Origin of the sequence: Rhizobium sp. Leaf306, assembly GCF_001423425.1 — a bacterium.
GTDB classification, from domain to species: Bacteria; Pseudomonadota; Alphaproteobacteria; order Rhizobiales; family Rhizobiaceae; genus Neorhizobium; species Neorhizobium soli.
This window is the reverse complement of sequence record NZ_LMNX01000002.1, coordinates 362203-376577: the sequence shown is the minus strand read 5'-3', so window position 1 is coordinate 376577 and position 14375 is coordinate 362203. Positions and strand designations below refer to the sequence as shown.

10 protein-coding genes are annotated in these 14375 nt (G+C 61.6%); 4 read left to right on the top strand and 6 right to left on the bottom strand.

Annotated elements, in window-relative coordinates:
* Positions 1-60: 60 nt before the first annotated feature.
* The 3 genes from ASG19_RS09655 to ASG19_RS09645 are packed head-to-tail and all read left to right on the top strand — an operon-like array spanning position 61 to position 3916.
* On the top strand, positions 61-489 hold the full coding sequence (locus tag ASG19_RS09655; RefSeq protein ID WP_062455754.1) for a fimbria/pilus periplasmic chaperone: 429 nt from the start codon (positions 61-63) through the stop codon (positions 487-489).
* Positions 490-501: 12 nt separating this feature from the next.
* Positions 502-2955, top strand: coding sequence for a fimbria/pilus outer membrane usher protein (locus ASG19_RS09650; RefSeq protein WP_062455751.1), 2454 nt, complete (start codon positions 502-504; stop codon positions 2953-2955).
* Complete coding sequence (locus tag ASG19_RS09645) at positions 2936-3916, top strand: spore coat protein U domain-containing protein (protein WP_062455748.1); 981 nt, start codon at positions 2936-2938, stop codon at positions 3914-3916. The genes ASG19_RS09650 and ASG19_RS09645 overlap by 20 nt, the downstream gene beginning before the upstream one ends.
* A 97-nt stretch (positions 3917-4013) precedes the next feature.
* Here the strand turns inward: ASG19_RS09645 and ASG19_RS09640 are convergent, their stop codons facing one another.
* The 3 genes from ASG19_RS09640 to petA are packed head-to-tail and all read right to left on the bottom strand — an operon-like array spanning position 4014 to position 6829.
* Positions 4014-4913, bottom strand: coding sequence for a cytochrome c1 (locus ASG19_RS09640; RefSeq protein ID WP_062455745.1), 900 nt, complete (start codon positions 4911-4913; stop codon positions 4014-4016).
* 22 nt (positions 4914-4935) lie between these two features.
* Positions 4936-6225, bottom strand: coding sequence for a cytochrome b N-terminal domain-containing protein (locus tag ASG19_RS09635; RefSeq protein ID WP_062455743.1), 1290 nt, complete (start codon positions 6223-6225; stop codon positions 4936-4938).
* Between the two features lie 13 nt (positions 6226-6238).
* Positions 6239-6829 (bottom strand): ubiquinol-cytochrome c reductase iron-sulfur subunit, encoded by a 591-nt coding sequence (gene petA, locus ASG19_RS09630; protein WP_062455741.1) that lies wholly within the window; start codon positions 6827-6829, stop codon positions 6239-6241.
* A 368-nt stretch (positions 6830-7197) separates the two neighbouring features.
* On the opposite strand from petA, the gene ASG19_RS09625 reads away from it, so the two are divergent.
* Positions 7198-8136 carry an endonuclease/exonuclease/phosphatase family protein gene (locus tag ASG19_RS09625; RefSeq protein WP_062455738.1) on the top strand — a complete coding sequence of 313 codons (939 nt, stop codon included), beginning with the start codon at positions 7198-7200 and terminating at the stop codon, positions 8134-8136.
* Here ASG19_RS09625 and ASG19_RS09620 read toward each other — a convergent pair.
* The 3 genes from ASG19_RS09620 to ASG19_RS09610 all read right to left on the bottom strand — a co-directional run bounded on the left by ASG19_RS09620 (position 8123) and on the right by ASG19_RS09610 (position 14259).
* Complete coding sequence (locus tag ASG19_RS09620; RefSeq protein WP_062455734.1) at positions 8123-10003, bottom strand: ABC transporter ATP-binding protein; 1881 nt, start codon at positions 10001-10003, stop codon at positions 8123-8125. The two genes, ASG19_RS09625 and ASG19_RS09620, sit on opposite strands and share 14 nt — an antisense overlap.
* 154 nt (positions 10004-10157) lie before the next feature.
* Positions 10158-12071, bottom strand: coding sequence for a methyl-accepting chemotaxis protein (locus ASG19_RS09615; RefSeq protein ID WP_062455731.1), 1914 nt, complete (start codon positions 12069-12071; stop codon positions 10158-10160).
* Between the two features lie 337 nt (positions 12072-12408).
* Positions 12409-14259, bottom strand: a complete 1851-nt coding sequence (locus ASG19_RS09610; RefSeq protein WP_062455728.1) for an ABC transporter ATP-binding protein — start codon at positions 14257-14259, stop codon at positions 12409-12411.
* Positions 14260-14375 lie beyond the last annotated feature (116 nt).

The following is a 14375-nucleotide window of genomic DNA, read 5'->3' as shown; positions in this document are numbered from 1 at the left end:
CGAACCTTTCGGCAAGCTCGGCGGCGCGGCGTGTCGCTAACCTAAAATAAGGATGACAAGATGATCTCCATGCGCTTCATGGCAGCGAGCCTATTCGCGTGCCTGATAGCCGGCGGTGCCGGAGCAGCTGCGTTGAGGGTTTCTCCGATCACTTTGGATCTGAAAGCCTCTTCCCCCACGGGAACGGTTCGGGTGTGGGAAGACGGGTTGCGGCCGGTCAAGGTGCAGGTGCGGGTTTTTCGCTGGACGAAAGTCAATGGGAAGGATCGCCTCGATCCCACCACGGACGTGGTTGCCAGCCCCCCGGTCACCACGCTGAAGCCTGGTACTGAGAACTCGATCAGAGTTGTCCGTGTCAGCAAGAAGCCGATTGTCGGAACAGAGTCCTACCGGCTTCTGATCGATCAGCTGCCCGAGGCCGGGCGAAAGACCCCCGGTCAGGTCAGCGTCATGATCCGGCATTCGATCCCCGTTCGGTTTACCGACTAGGGGGTCGGTCGCATGGCGCGTCAGACAGCCCTGCTCCTGGCGCGCTTGTGCCTCGCCGTCCTCGTCCTGCCGACCGCAGGTCATGCGGCATCCGGGGATACGTCTCCGGATGCCAATCTGGCGGCCGACGCCGATCCCTTTGACGTCCCTGCGGCCACCGATACGGACGGGCCGAGCGACCTCTACCTGTCCGTGTCGATCAACGGCGTAAAGACTAATCTCGTTGCCGCCTTCCGGCAGGCACCGGACGGATCCCTCTCGATCGAGATCGAGCAGCTGCGCAATATCGGCATCAAGCCCGCCAAGACGGCAATCGGCGAAGATGGCCGCGTAACCATCGATCAGCTACCATCAGTCACTTTCGTCTACGACGATCTGCAGCAAACGATCGATTTCACCGCATCGAACGGCGAACGCGCGCCAAAAATCATCGACGCCAAGGCGAAGCGCGGCGGCGCGCCGAAGAGACCGAGACTGAAGGCGCAATCCTCGTCCGGTGCACTCCTCAACTACAATATCGTCGCGTCTTCCGACAATTCCGAAAAGGATTCGCGGTTCGGCTTCACCGGCGTGAGCGGCGCTTTCGGAGCCCTGTATTTCAGCCCGCTGGGCGTCCTCAGCAATACATTTATCGCCAGCACCTCTGACGATACCTACTACGGCTCGACGCGCCTGGACACGACCTGGCGCTATTCGGACCAGGACTCGATGGTCACCTACAGCGCCGGTGACGTCATCACCGGCGGCCTGAACTGGACGCGCCCGACCCGTCTAGGAGGCCTGCAGGTGCAACGCAGCTTCTCGCTGCGATCCGACCTGGTCACCTTTCCCGTGCCGGAACTGTCGGCAAGCGCTGCCGTGCCTTCCACCGTCGATGTCTATCTCAATGATGCCAAGCGCTTTTCCAGTTCGGTCGGCGCAGGTCCGTTCGATATCACCAACCTGCCCTTCGTCGACGGAAGCGGCAATGCCCGGGTCGTCGTCACCGACGCTCAAGGGCAGCAGGTGTCGACCGAAAGCAGCTTCATCGCGTCCAGTCAGATGCTCGCCCGCGGGCTTTACGATTTCTCCGCCGAGCTGGGCTTTGCGCGACACGGCTACGGGATCGACTCGAATGACTACGATTCACGCCCTTACGGATCGGCGACCCTGCGCACCGGCGTGACCAACTGGCTGACGATGGAAGGCCATGCCGAGGGCGGCGCGGATCTCGTCCATGGCGGCGTCGGCGCCGTGTTCGCCGCGCCTTGGAGTGGCGTCATCTCGCTCTCGGGCGCTGGCAGTTATCACGACGGTTCAATAGGCGAGCAGGTTGGCATGACCTGGGAGCGACAGATGCGGGGCTTTCACCTCAGAGCCCGCATGCAGCGCAGCTTCGGCAGTTTTCAGGACATTGCCTCGGTCACAGCCGACAAGCGCAGCTCCACCGACGGGATCTTGCTCGGATCAGCGGCGCCGCCCAAGGCGCTCGACCAGGTATCCCTGTCGGTCCCAATGCCTTTCGACCGATCGAACCTGAACTTCAGCTTCACCAATGCCGAGACCGCCGAAGGTGACCGGCAGCGTATCCTCGGCCTTTCCTACAGCCGCCCGGTGTTCAATGACAGCACGTTTTCCGTGTCCGCGATCAAGAGCCTGACCGACGGCACTGTCGGAATCTATGCAAGCCTCTTCGTCCCGATCGGCAAGCGGATCTCGGCCACCACATCGGTCGCATCGCAGTCAGACGAAACCAGCGTGACGCAGACGGTCAGCCGCACGCTGGGTCAGCAGATCGGCGACTACGGCTGGAGCGTTGGCCGGACGCAGTCGGAAAACGCGATCAACTCGGCAGCCGCCAGCTACCGCGCTTCGGCGGCAAAAGTGGCAGCGCGTGTCGACCAACGCGGCAGCAAGACAAGGGCCAGTGTGACCGTTGATGGAGCTCTGGTCGCGGCCGGAGGCGGCGTCTTCGCGTCCAACCGCATCAACGATGCGTTCGCCATCGTCGATGCAGGCGCGCCCGGCGTCGAGGTCCAGCATGAGAACAGACCAGCCGGCCGCACAAACAGCGGCGGCAAGCTGCTCCTTCCGAACCTGCGCTCCTATCAGGAAAACCACATTGCGATCGACCCCGAGGATCTGCCGCTCGACGCCGTCGTCAACACCACCCGCACCGTCGTGGTGCCGGCCGACCGATCGGGGATCGTCGTCAACTTCGAGGTCGACGTCGATGCGAACGCCGCACTGGTGACCTTCTCCGGACCGGACGGAAAACCCATCGCAGTCGGCGCCAGTGGCACGACGAAGACCGGATCGGAGCCCTTCGTCGTCGGCTATGACGGCCAGACGCTCGTGGAAAATCTGAAAGCCAGCAACCGCCTCACCCTGACGCTGCCGGATGAGACCACCTGCGTGGCAACCTTCCAATACAAGCCCCAGCGGGGCAAACAGGTGAGTATTACCGATGCGATATGCCAGCCTTAAGCGCCTCAGAACGCTTCTTCTCCAGGCCGGGATCGGCCTGCTCCTCTATGGAGCCGGCGCCGCCGACGCCGCGGCCGCAAGCTGCACGGTCGACATCGACTCCGCCAATTTCGGCAATGTCGATACGCTCTCGGGCGCATCCGCCGATGCGACGGCGCAGGTTTCGATCAGTTGCAGCGGCGTCAGCGCCAACGCAACGGCGGTCACGCTCTGCGGCAATCTCGGCAGCGGTAGCGGTGGCACATCCGGCGGGACCCGCATCATGCGATCGGGCACGAACGAGCTCGGCTACCAGCTCTACGCCGACGCCGGCCGCGCGACCCGCTGGGGTTCGTATGACGATACGACACTCGGCCAGCCACGGACGATCCGCATCGCCGCATCTGATGGCGAGGCCAATGGCGCCGTGACGCTTTACGGCGGGCTGTCTGCCGGCCAGACGAGCGCTGCCACCGGCACCTACCTCTCCTCCTTCACCACCGGCGAGGTGCGGTTCTACTACGAAGAGGGAACTACCCTCGACTGCGCGGCACCGACCTCGGCGACACTGGCGCAGGCAAGCTTTACCGTCCAGGCAACCGTTGCGGCAAACTGCCTGATCGCCGTTTCAAACCTTGATTTCGGTCTTCACGGCCTGATCGATTCCGAAGTGACTGCGAGCGGTGGGGTCGACGTCACCTGCACGCCGAACTCGACCTATAGCATCGCCATGGATGGCGGCCTGGCTGCGGCCACCAACCCGGAACAACGGTTGATGCGCTCCGGCACGAACACGATCGCCTACGGCCTTTACGCCGATCAGGCCCATTCTCGACCCTGGGGTGCGACAGGCAGCGCACTCGTCTCCGGCACAGGGGCCGGCGCCGTGCAGTCGATACCTGTCTTTGGCCGCGTTGCTCCGCAACCGGCTGCCGTCGGCAACTACACAGACACGGTCATCGTCACCGTCACCTATTTCTGACCACCGCCGGAGGACAGCTCTGCCCGCCGCCTGATCCGCCAATCGCAAGACATGAAAAAGGCGGCCGAAGCCGCCTTTTTGGTTTGAACTTTGAAGCTCAGTGCGGCTTGCGGGCATAGACCGATTTCTTGGTCAGATAGATCAGCCCGGTAAAGATCACCAGGAAGATCATCACCATGAAACCGGTGCGCTTGCGCTCTTCCAGATGCGGCTCGGCAGTAAACATCAGGAACGCGGCGACGTCCTTCGAATACTGATCCACCGTCTGCGGCGTACCGTCGTCATAGCTCACCTGATCATTGCTGATCGGCGGGGCCATGGCGAGCGCTGAGGCATTGGCAAAGTACGGATTGTAGTGCGTCCCCGGTGCGACTTCCACGCCCGGAGGCGGATCCTGGTAGCCGGTCAGCAGCGCGTGGATATAGTCCGGGCCGCCTTCCTGGTACTGGGTAAAGATGTCGAACACGAACTGCGGGAAGCCGCGGGTGATGCCGCGCGCCTTGGCAAGCAACGACATATCCGGCGGTGCAGCACCGTTGTTGGCCGCCGCCGCCGCCTGGGCGTTCGGATAGGGCGACGGAAAGTGGTCCGATGGTACCGCCTTGCGGGTAAACATCTCGCCGTCGTCGTTTGGACCGTCCTGCACCTCGTAATTGGCCGCAAGCGCCTTCACCTGACCGTCCGAATAGCCGAGATCCTCGAGCGTGCGGAACGACACGAGCCGCATCGAATGGCAGGCGGAACAGACTTCCGTATAGACCTTGAGGCCGCGCTGCAGCTGGCCCTTGTCGTAGTGGCCGAAGGGACCGGCAAAGGTCCAGTCCACAGGTTCCGGATGACGCAGCGGATAATGCGGCGTGCCGCCTTCCGCATGGTCACCGCCGCCGCCACCGGCTGTGCCGGCGCCGACGTCATGCTTTTCCTGCGCGCTCAACGATCCCATGGTGAGGCCAAGTGCCAGTGTGAGCGAAGCGAGGCCGAGTGTGATCTTCTTCATGTATGTCTCCTCCCGCCTGCGCTCAGGCATTTGCCTGAGCGGCCGCGACGCCGGCATTGGCTGTTCTGCCCTGTTTCTCCAGCACCGCTTCCGTGATCGAATTCGGAATGCGGCGTGGTGTCTCGAACAGGCCGAGCAGCGGCATGATCACGAGGAAGAAGCCGAAATAGTAGGCCGTCCCGATCTGCGACAGCACGACGAAAATGCCTTCCGCCGGCTGTGATCCGAGCCAGCCGAGCAGGATCGCGTTGACGACGAAGATCCAGTAGAACGTCTTGTACCAGGGCCGGTACACGGCCGAGCGCACCTTCGACGTATCGAGCCATGGCACGAAGAACAGGATGATGATCGCACCGAACATCACCAGCACGCCGCCGAGCTTCGAGTCGATAAACAGGAAGTTGAAGGTGATCGCGCGCAGCATCGCGTAGAATGGCAGGTAGTACCATTCGGGCACGATATGTGCCGGGGTCTTCAATGCATCGGCCGGGATGTAGTTATCAGGATGGCCGAGATAGTTCGGCATGTAGAAGATGAACCAGGCATAGACGATCAGGAACACCGAAACGCCGAGCGCATCCTTGAGCGTCGCATAAGGCGTGAACGGCACCGTATCCGTCTTCGTCTTGATCTCGACTCCGGTCGGGTTGGTCTGGCCGGTCACATGCAGTGCCCAGATGTGCAGGATGACGACGCCCGTTATCATGAACGGCAGCAGGTAATGCAGCGAGAAGAAGCGGTTGAGCGTCGGCTGGTCGACGGCAAAGCCGCCGAGCAGGAACTGCTGTATCCATTCACCCACCAGCGGGAAGGCCGAGAAGAAGCCGGTGATGACGGTGGCACCCCAGAACGACATCTGTCCCCAGGGCAGAACGTAGCCCATGAAGCCGGTCGCCATCATCAGGAGATAGATGACGACGCCGAGGATCCAGAGGATTTCGCGTGGCGCTTTGTAGGAGCCGTAGTAGAGACCGCGTCCGATATGCAGGTAGACGGCGATAAAGAAGAACGACGCGCCGTTGGCGTGCATGTAGCGCAGCAGCCAACCATGGTTGACGTCGCGCATGATCTTCTCGACCGAGTCGAACGCGTCGACCGTCGATGCGGTGTAATGCATGGCCAGCACGACGCCGGTCAGGATCTGTACGATCAGCATGACCGCAAGCATGGCGCCGAACGTATAGGCGTAGTTGAGGTTTCTCGGCACCGGAAACGAGATGAAACTGTCATGGATCAGACGCGGCAGCGGCAGCCGCTGGTCGACCCATTTTTCAATGCCGGTGGATGGCTGGTAGGACGAATGATCGCTCATGAGAATGCTCCCCTCACCCGATCCGGATCACGGTATCCGACGCAAATGCGAACGTCGGGATGGCCAGGTTTTGCGGAGCAGGTCCCTTACGGATACGGCCTGCCGTATCGTAGTGCGACCCATGACACGGACAGAACCACCCGCCGAAGTCCCCGGACTGACCGAGCGGCACGCAACCCAGATGGGTGCAGGAGCCGATCATCACGATCCAGTTTTCCTTGCCGGCGCCGGCAGAACGATCGACGCCGGATGCTTGCGCATCGGCCGGCAAGTTGGCATTGCGCGCCACCGGATCCTTGAGCGCGGCAAGCTCAACCTTGTTGGCCTCTTCGAGTTCCTTCGGCGTCCGGTTGCGGATGAACACCGGCTTGCCCCGCCATTTGACGGTGAGCGACATACCCGGCTCAAGAGCTGCGACATTCACTTCGATCGATGCGAGCGCAAGCGTCGATGCATCAGGCCGCATCTGGTCGATGAACGGCCAGGCAACAGCCGCGACGCCCACGGCGCCAGCCATGCCGGTAGTCAAATATAGGAAATCGCGCCGCGTGGGTTCACCCGAATGGGGCTCCACGCGTGCACTATGCGTATCGTGCTCGCTCACGGTCAGTCATCCTCTCACGCTCCAGCGGATAAATCCGCATCGCTCCTCCGCGCGGCTCCCCCGACACACTCATGCCTTGGGAATCCCAGCAAATAGCGCCTCATGTGCTTGATCGCAGATAAAGTCCCAACTTGGCAAGTGCCTGCCCGCCACATTCTGGCCAGGATGCGGACCGTCCCCCTGTATTGCCGGATATGCGCCGCATTGGTTCGAACTGCCCCACCCCGGGACGCGCGGGCGTGGCGAAGCGGCCACAACCCCAGATCGCCTGCCCTTCCTTGCCCCCGGCCGGGCCTGTTGCGTTGCCAGTGGCGGAACGGCATGCTAGGCGGCAGAAAGCTTCATGGCAGCCGGCTCGGAAATCCTGAATGAGAAAGACGTTATCGGTCGCCATCTGCGTCATCGTGTCGCTGGTCCTTCTCGCGATCTTGACACGCTATCTGCGGCCTCACTGGATCCTCGCAACGCTGCACAGCCTGCAATTTCATGCGGCCGCGGCCTGCGTCGTCGCCATGGCGGTCGCGCTTCTTATCCACCGCAACCTCGCAAGCTATGCCCTGCTTCTGGTCGCGCTGCTTTTGACCGCGCACCCTCTGTGGATGGCGCGCGAAATTGCGGCGGAGGTCACGCCTGCCGATCAGAGCGCACCGACCTTCCGGCTGATGTCCTTCAACATCCTCTCCGAAAACTACGAAAATGCCGAGGGCATCACCCGCGCCATCCTGTCATCGGGCGCCGATGTGGTGAACATCATGGAAGGCGAATCGCTTTACGAACATCTGACGCAGATCGCCGCGGTCTATCCTTACCGCGTCGGCTGCGGCGTGCTCATGGAAGAGTGCGACCAGATGATGTTTTCAAAAACCCCGATCGAAAACGCTTCGGTTCGAAGCCTGAGCAATATCTTCGACAATCGCTTCATCATGGGCGAGGTCACGGTTTCCGGGCGCAAGGTTCACGTCGTCGGCATCCATACGACGAAGCCGTATTTCGACAACTTCCACACGATGGAACTCATGAATGCAGCGCTCGCGATCACCGCCACCGATGGCCCGCTGGTTTTGTCAGGCGATTTCAACGCCTCAAGCCTGCCACCCAACATGCGGATGTTTCTGAACTCGACGGGGCTGAAAACCGCCGCCTTCGAGCCGCCCACCTGGCCAGTCCGGGCGCGGATGCTGGGTCTGGCGATCGACCACGTCTATGTGCGTGCCCCGCTCAAGATAAAGTCGCTCACCCGCATGCCGAACACCTACGGCTCCAACCACGCCGGGCTGATCGCCGACATCGCGATCACCGGACCTTGACCACGTCGCCTTCGTCTTCGATCCCCAGAAACCCGCCAGACTGGCGCGACCAGAGGTCCGCGTAGAGACCGCCCGCCGCAATCAGCTCGTTATGGGTGCCCTGCTCGATGATGGCGCCCTTGTCCATCACGATCAGCCGGTCGAGCGTCGCGATCGTCGAAAGCCGGTGCGCGATGGCGAGCACAGTCTTGCCCTGCATCAGCCGCTCCAGATTGGACTGGATCGCGGCTTCCACTTCCGAATCGAGCGCCGATGTTGCCTCGTCCAGCACCAGGATTGGCGCGTCCTTCAGCATCACCCGGGCAATCGCCACCCGCTGTCGCTGTCCGCCCGACAGTTTCACGCCGCGCTCGCCCACATGCGCATCGAAGCCGCGCCGGCCGCGCTGGTCGGTCAGCGTCTGGATAAACCCGTCTGCCTCGGCCTTCTTGGCCGCATCGAGAAGCTGTGCGTCGGTCGCATCGGGTCTCCCGAACAGGATGTTGTCGCGAAGCGAGCGATGCAGCAGCGACGTGTCCTGCGTCACCATGCCGAGATTGGCACGCAGCGACTCCTGGCTCACCTTCGAGATATCCTGCCCGTCGATCAGGATGCGCCCGCCCTCCAGATCGTAGAAGCGCAGCAGCAGGTTGACGAGCGTCGACTTGCCCGCACCGGATCGTCCGACGATCCCGATCTTCTCTCCCGCCCGGATGGAGAGCGACAGGTTGTCGATCACGCCCTCGCCCTTGCCGTAGTGAAACCGGATGTTCTCAAACCGAATCTCCGGCTGCTCCACCTTCAGCTCCGTCGCGCCGGGCACATCCACCAACCCGATCGGCTTTGAGATCAGCTCGGCCGCATTCTGGACGGTGCCGAAATTGCGCATGATGCCGTTGAACTGGGTCATCAGACGGCCGAGCAGGAAATTGAGCCGCAGCACCAGCGCCAAGGTAAAGGCGACCGCGCCGGAACTGATCAGCCCGGACAGCCACAGATGGATCGACAGCGCCGCCATGCTGCTGATCATGATGCCCGACAGCAGCGCCATCGACGCCCGGACGCCGGTGATGAAACGGGTAAAGTGGATGAGCGTGGTCTGATAGGTCTCAAAGCCCTGCCGCATGTAGCGGTCGTTGGCCTCGTCGCGCCCGAACAGTTTCAGCGTCTGGATATTGCTGTAGGCGTCGACCATGCGGCCGTTGAGCATGGAGGCAGCCTCCGCCGTCTCGCGCGAGTGGTACCGAATGCGCGGCACGAAATAGCGGGCCAGAAATCCGAACACCAACACCCAGACGCAAACCAGTACGCCGAGCCGCAGGTCGAGCCCGCCGACCAGGACCAGCATGGAGACCGAGTAGATCGTGACGAACCAGACGCTTTCCATCAGCGAGGTGACGAGATCGCCAGCCGCCTGTCCGCCAGACCAAACCTTGGTGACGATCCGGCCGGAAAAGTCGTTCTGGAAAAACGACAGCGATTGGCGCGCAACATGCATGTAGGACTGCCAGCGCATCAGGTTGTAGAACCCGGGCGTAATGATCTGCTGGTCGATCAGCGCGGTCGACATCGTCACCAGGAAGCGCACGACACCGATCAGCACCAGCATGCCCAACAGCTCGCCGCCATGCTGGTCGAGCAGCACCGTCCAGCCGTCACCCGGCTTGATCGTCGACAGGATATCCACGAGCCGCCCGACGAACCAGAACAGCGCCGCCTCGATCGCCGCCGTCAGACCACCCAGAATGAGCATCCCGAAGAACGGCGCCTTGGCCTGCGAGATGTAGAACCAGATAAAGGCGAACACGTCTTCGGGCGGACGCAGATCGTCCTTGCGCGCAAACGGCTGAACATAATTTTCGAAGGCGCGGAAGAGACGAATGATCATGCCGCAGGATATAGGCGGATTTCGAAAGGGGCAAAGGCTGGGATGCGGCTGTCGCCGGATAATTCCGCAATCGCCCCCTTTTCATAAGGCGGGCTTCAAAACGAAAACGGCCGCCGAAGCAGCCGTTTCCAGAACTCATCATTTTGGCAGAGGATCAGAACTCCGACCATTCCTGCTTGGCCGCAGCCTGACCTCCGCCGAATGCCGAGGCAATCCGGTTGCCCATTGCACGCACGGGTGACTGTGCCGGTCGCGATGCAGGCGTGGCCGAGCGGACGGCACTGCGTCCCTCTTCCAGCTTGAACTGTGCCAAAAGCTCGATCAGCGATGCAGCCTGCGCGGCAAGGCTGTGGCTGGCAGCCGTCGTCTGCTCTACCATCGCCGCGTTCTGCTGGGTGCCCTGGTCCATATGATTGACCGAGGTGCTGATCTCCGACAGACCCGTCGACTGCTCACGCGAAGACACGACGATCGAGGCGACGTTGGTGTTAATCTGCTGCACTTCGGTCACGATCGATTGCAAGGCAGCCCCTGTCTGGCCGACCAGCGCAACGCCGTCACGCACCTTTTCGCCCGAAGCACCGATCAGAACCTTGATCTCGCGCGCCGCTTTCGCGGACCGCTGGGCAAGTTCGCGGACTTCCTGGGCAACGACCGCAAAGCCTTTGCCTGCCTCGCCGGCCCTGGCTGCCTCGACACCGGCGTTCAGCGCCAGAAGATTGGTCTGGAAAGCGATGTCGTCGATCACGCCGATGATGTTGCCGATCTCGCCGGACGACTTTTCGATCGCTTCCATCGCAACAACGGCCTGGCGAACGATATCGCCGGACTTTTCGGCACCGTCGCGGGTGTGCTCGACGAGCTTGCCGGCTTCTCCGGCACGGGCTGCCGAATCCTTGACGGCCGTCGTTACCTCCTCGAGCGCCGCAGCGGTCTCTTCGACCGATGCCGCCTGCTGCTCGGTACGCTTCGACAGATCGTCTGCGGCAGAGCGGATCTCGTTGGCACCGGCATCGATCATCCGGGCATTGTCGCCGACCGAACGAAGGACAGTCTGCAGATTGTCCATCGAGGCGTTGAAGTTGACGCGCAGCTGATCGAGCTGTCCGGCGAACGGCTGTCCGATGCGGAAGGTCATATCGCCGTGCGAGAGGGAGTTCAGACCGTTGGCAAGACTATCGACGGCAAACGAAACCTCGGCCGCCTCATGCGCCTTCTGCTCCTCGCGAGCAATCCGCTCGCTCTCGCTCATCGAACGGTTGGCTTCGGTTTCCCGCTCCAGGCGCTCGCGCTCCAGGGCGTTGTTGCGGAACACGGAGACGGCTGCTGCCATCTCGCCGATTTCATCCTTCCGCCCCGCGTAAGGGATCGCAACCTGCGCATTACCGGAGGCAAGCGTGTTCATCGAACCGGTAATGTCGGCAATCGGGCGCGCAACGCGGAAGTAGGACAAAAGCCCTGCAGCAAGCGCGAGAAGTGTTGCGAAGACGACGACGACTATCGTCGAGATCGCTGCAAACCGTGCGGCGCTATCTGCGACCTTGCCGTATTCGAGGCTGTGCAGCCGGTTGTCGTTGATCATGTCCAGCATCACATCGCCGGCCTCGCCGCCTTTGGGCACCATCTGCGCGATGACGGCCTTGGCCTCATAGACGCGCGAGGCCCCCAGCAGGCTGACGAACTGAGCTCCCAGCTTGTCGTAATCGGCAACGATCGCCTCGAGCTTTTCAATCTTGTCCTTGGTCACATCGAGGCTGGCCGTGTCGGCGAATGTCTTGAAAGCCTCGGCACGCTCCTGCGTCTTGGCGCGGATCTGATCGAGCCACTGCTTCTGGTCAGCGGCATTGCTGGCCGAAAGCGCCATCAAATAAAGACGCCGGATATCGGACAGGATCCTGTCCATATTGGAGGTCATCACCGAGCGTTCCATGCGACGGCTGATATTGGACGCCTGGGCATCGAGCTGGTTGACGGAGCGCATGGCGAGTGCGCCCTGAAGGATCACCAGAAGAACGGTGATGCCGAAGAGAGCGGGCAGAAGAAACTTGATCTTTATCTTGCTGAACATCTGGGACCGGAGCCGAAATGAGAGGGAGTTTAATCCCTCGAGACTTGACAGCTTTAGATAAAGAAAAACTTACTGCGTCTCGGCCATAAAAAAATATTAGCGTCGTCGCAAATACCTGACATTGTTGAATGTTTCGCTGGCCGCGGCGTCGTTCTCTAGGGAGCCTACGACAGCGTGAGCGACCATCTTGGGGTGGCTCGGAACATGCGCAACACGTGATAAATCATTGCCTTCGCGCCCTCCCGCCGATCGGAAGCGTCCAGCGCCCATCGGACGCGTGACGACCGTTGTCGGCCGCCGGTTTCCCCGGCGACCGTGAGCCGCTTCCGTCAACGGTTTACTCGGCAGCCTGGCCCTCGTCCTCATGCCCGATGAAGCCGCCGGACTGACGGTTCCAGAGGTCCGCATAGATGCCGCCCTGATCCGCCAGTTCGCGATGCGTGCCGGTCTCGACGATGGCGCCCCGGTCGAGCACGATCACCCGGTCCATCTCCGTGAGTGTCGACAGCCGATGCGCGATGGCGATGACCGTCTTGCCCTGCATCAGGGCAAACAGGTTTTCCTGGATTGCCGCTTCGACTTCCGAATCCAGCGCAGAGGTCGCCTCGTCCAGCACCAGGATCGGCGCATCTTTCAGGAACACGCGGGCGATCGCGATCCGCTGACGCTGGCCACCCGAAAGCTTTACGCCCCGTTCGCCCACATGCGCGTCGAGCCCCTTGCGCCCCTGAAGATCGACAAGGCTTTCCACGAAGTCCCAGGCATTGGCCCGCTTGGTCGCCTCGATGATCTCGGCATCGGTCGCGTCCGGCCGGCCATAGGCGATATTGTCGCGGATCGAGCGATGCAGCAGCGATGTGTCCTGTGTCACCACGCCGACCAAGGACCGCAAACTGTCCTGCGTCACACCGGCAATGTCCTGCCCGTCGATGGTGATCCGCCCGCTTTCCAGATCGTAGAACCGCAGGAGCAGGTTCATCAGAGTCGTCTTGCCGGCCCCGGAGCGCCCGACCAGACCAACCTTCTCGCCGGCCTTGATATCCAGCGTCAGCCCGTCGATGACGCCCGCTGCCTTGCCGTAATGGAAGCGCACGTCGTCGTAGACGATATGGCCTTTCGCCGCCGAAAGCTTCGACGCATCCTCGACATCGGTGACGTCATGCGGCTTGGTCATCATCGACATGCCGTCATAGACCGTGCCGATATTCTCAAACAGCGCCGAGACTTCCCACATGATCCACTGCGACATGCCGTTGATGCGCATTGCAAGGCCGATCGCGATGGCAATGGCGCCGATCGAGATCGCGCTGTCCAGCCAGAACCAGATCGACAGCGTCGCGACGGCAAACAGGGCTGCACAGTTGTAGAAATAGACCAGCACCTGGAACGCGGTCACCTTGCGCATCTGCCCATGCACGGTCTTCAGGAACACGTCCATCGCATCCTTGGCGTAGTCTTCCTCACGGCCGGAATGCGAAAACAGCTTCACCGTCGCGATGTTGGTGTAGCTGTCGACGACACGCCCGGTCATCATCGAGCGCGCATCCGCCTGCGCTGCCGAGATCTTCCGGAGCTTGGGAACGTAGTAGGCGACGGTTGCCGAATAAAAGGCGATCCAGACCACCAACGGCACCGCCAGACGGATATCCGCGACCGCAACCACCGCCACCATCGAGATGAAGTAGGTTGCCACATAGACGAAGACGTCGAGCACCTTCATCACCACTTCGCGGATCGCCAGCGACGTCTGCATGACCTTGGTCGAGACGCGACCCGCAAACTCGTTGGCAAAGAAGGTCATCGAGTGGTTGAGCAGGAACCGGTGCATCTGCCAACGGGCGATCATCGGAAAATTGCCCATCAGGATCTGGTGCATGATGAGAGAATTGAGGCCGGCGACCAGCGGCAGCCCGACCAGCACCATCAGTGCCATGGCAACCAGCGTCATTCCCTCGTTCTGAAGGAAGGTCGAACGCTCCGCATGCGTCAGCCAGTCGACGATATTGCCCAGAAACTGGAACAGCATCACTTCGCCGAGCGCGATGAACATCGTGCAGACCGACATGATCAGCACCCAGGGCCAGACCGGCTTGGTATAGTGCCAGAGGAAGGCGATCAGGCCGGCAGGCGGCAGGCCTGGGGTCTCCTCGGGATAAGGGTGAACCCGCCGTTCGAACCAGGAAAACATTGATAGCTCCGTCAATCGGACCCGCTTCACGCAACGCAAACGCGCCGACGGCGAACCGGTCAGTTATGTGGTGAGCGCTGCCGGATATCGGCCGTGCAAAATACAAAGGTGAAAAG

What these genes read in the sequence shown, in the direction of transcription:
- ASG19_RS09635 (WP_062455743.1), bottom strand. Translation starts at nt 6,225, where the DNA reads ATGAGCGATCATTCGTCCTACCAGCCATCCACCGGCATTGAAAAATGG.
- ASG19_RS09625 (WP_062455738.1), top strand. Translation starts at nt 7,198, where the DNA reads ATGAGAAAGACGTTATCGGTCGCCATCTGCGTCATCGTGTCGCTGGTC.
- ASG19_RS09645 (WP_062455748.1), top strand. Translation starts at nt 2,936, where the DNA reads ATGCGATATGCCAGCCTTAAGCGCCTCAGAACGCTTCTTCTCCAGGCC.
- ASG19_RS09620 (WP_062455734.1), bottom strand. Translation starts at nt 10,003, where the DNA reads ATGATCATTCGTCTCTTCCGCGCCTTCGAAAATTATGTTCAGCCGTTT.
- ASG19_RS09610 (WP_062455728.1), bottom strand. Translation starts at nt 14,259, where the DNA reads ATGTTTTCCTGGTTCGAACGGCGGGTTCACCCTTATCCCGAGGAGACC.
- ASG19_RS09655 (WP_062455754.1), top strand. Translation starts at nt 61, where the DNA reads ATGATCTCCATGCGCTTCATGGCAGCGAGCCTATTCGCGTGCCTGATA.
- ASG19_RS09650 (WP_062455751.1), top strand. Translation starts at nt 502, where the DNA reads ATGGCGCGTCAGACAGCCCTGCTCCTGGCGCGCTTGTGCCTCGCCGTC.
- ASG19_RS09615 (WP_062455731.1), bottom strand. Translation starts at nt 12,071, where the DNA reads ATGTTCAGCAAGATAAAGATCAAGTTTCTTCTGCCCGCTCTCTTCGGC.
- ASG19_RS09640 (WP_062455745.1), bottom strand. Translation starts at nt 4,913, where the DNA reads ATGAAGAAGATCACACTCGGCCTCGCTTCGCTCACACTGGCACTTGGC.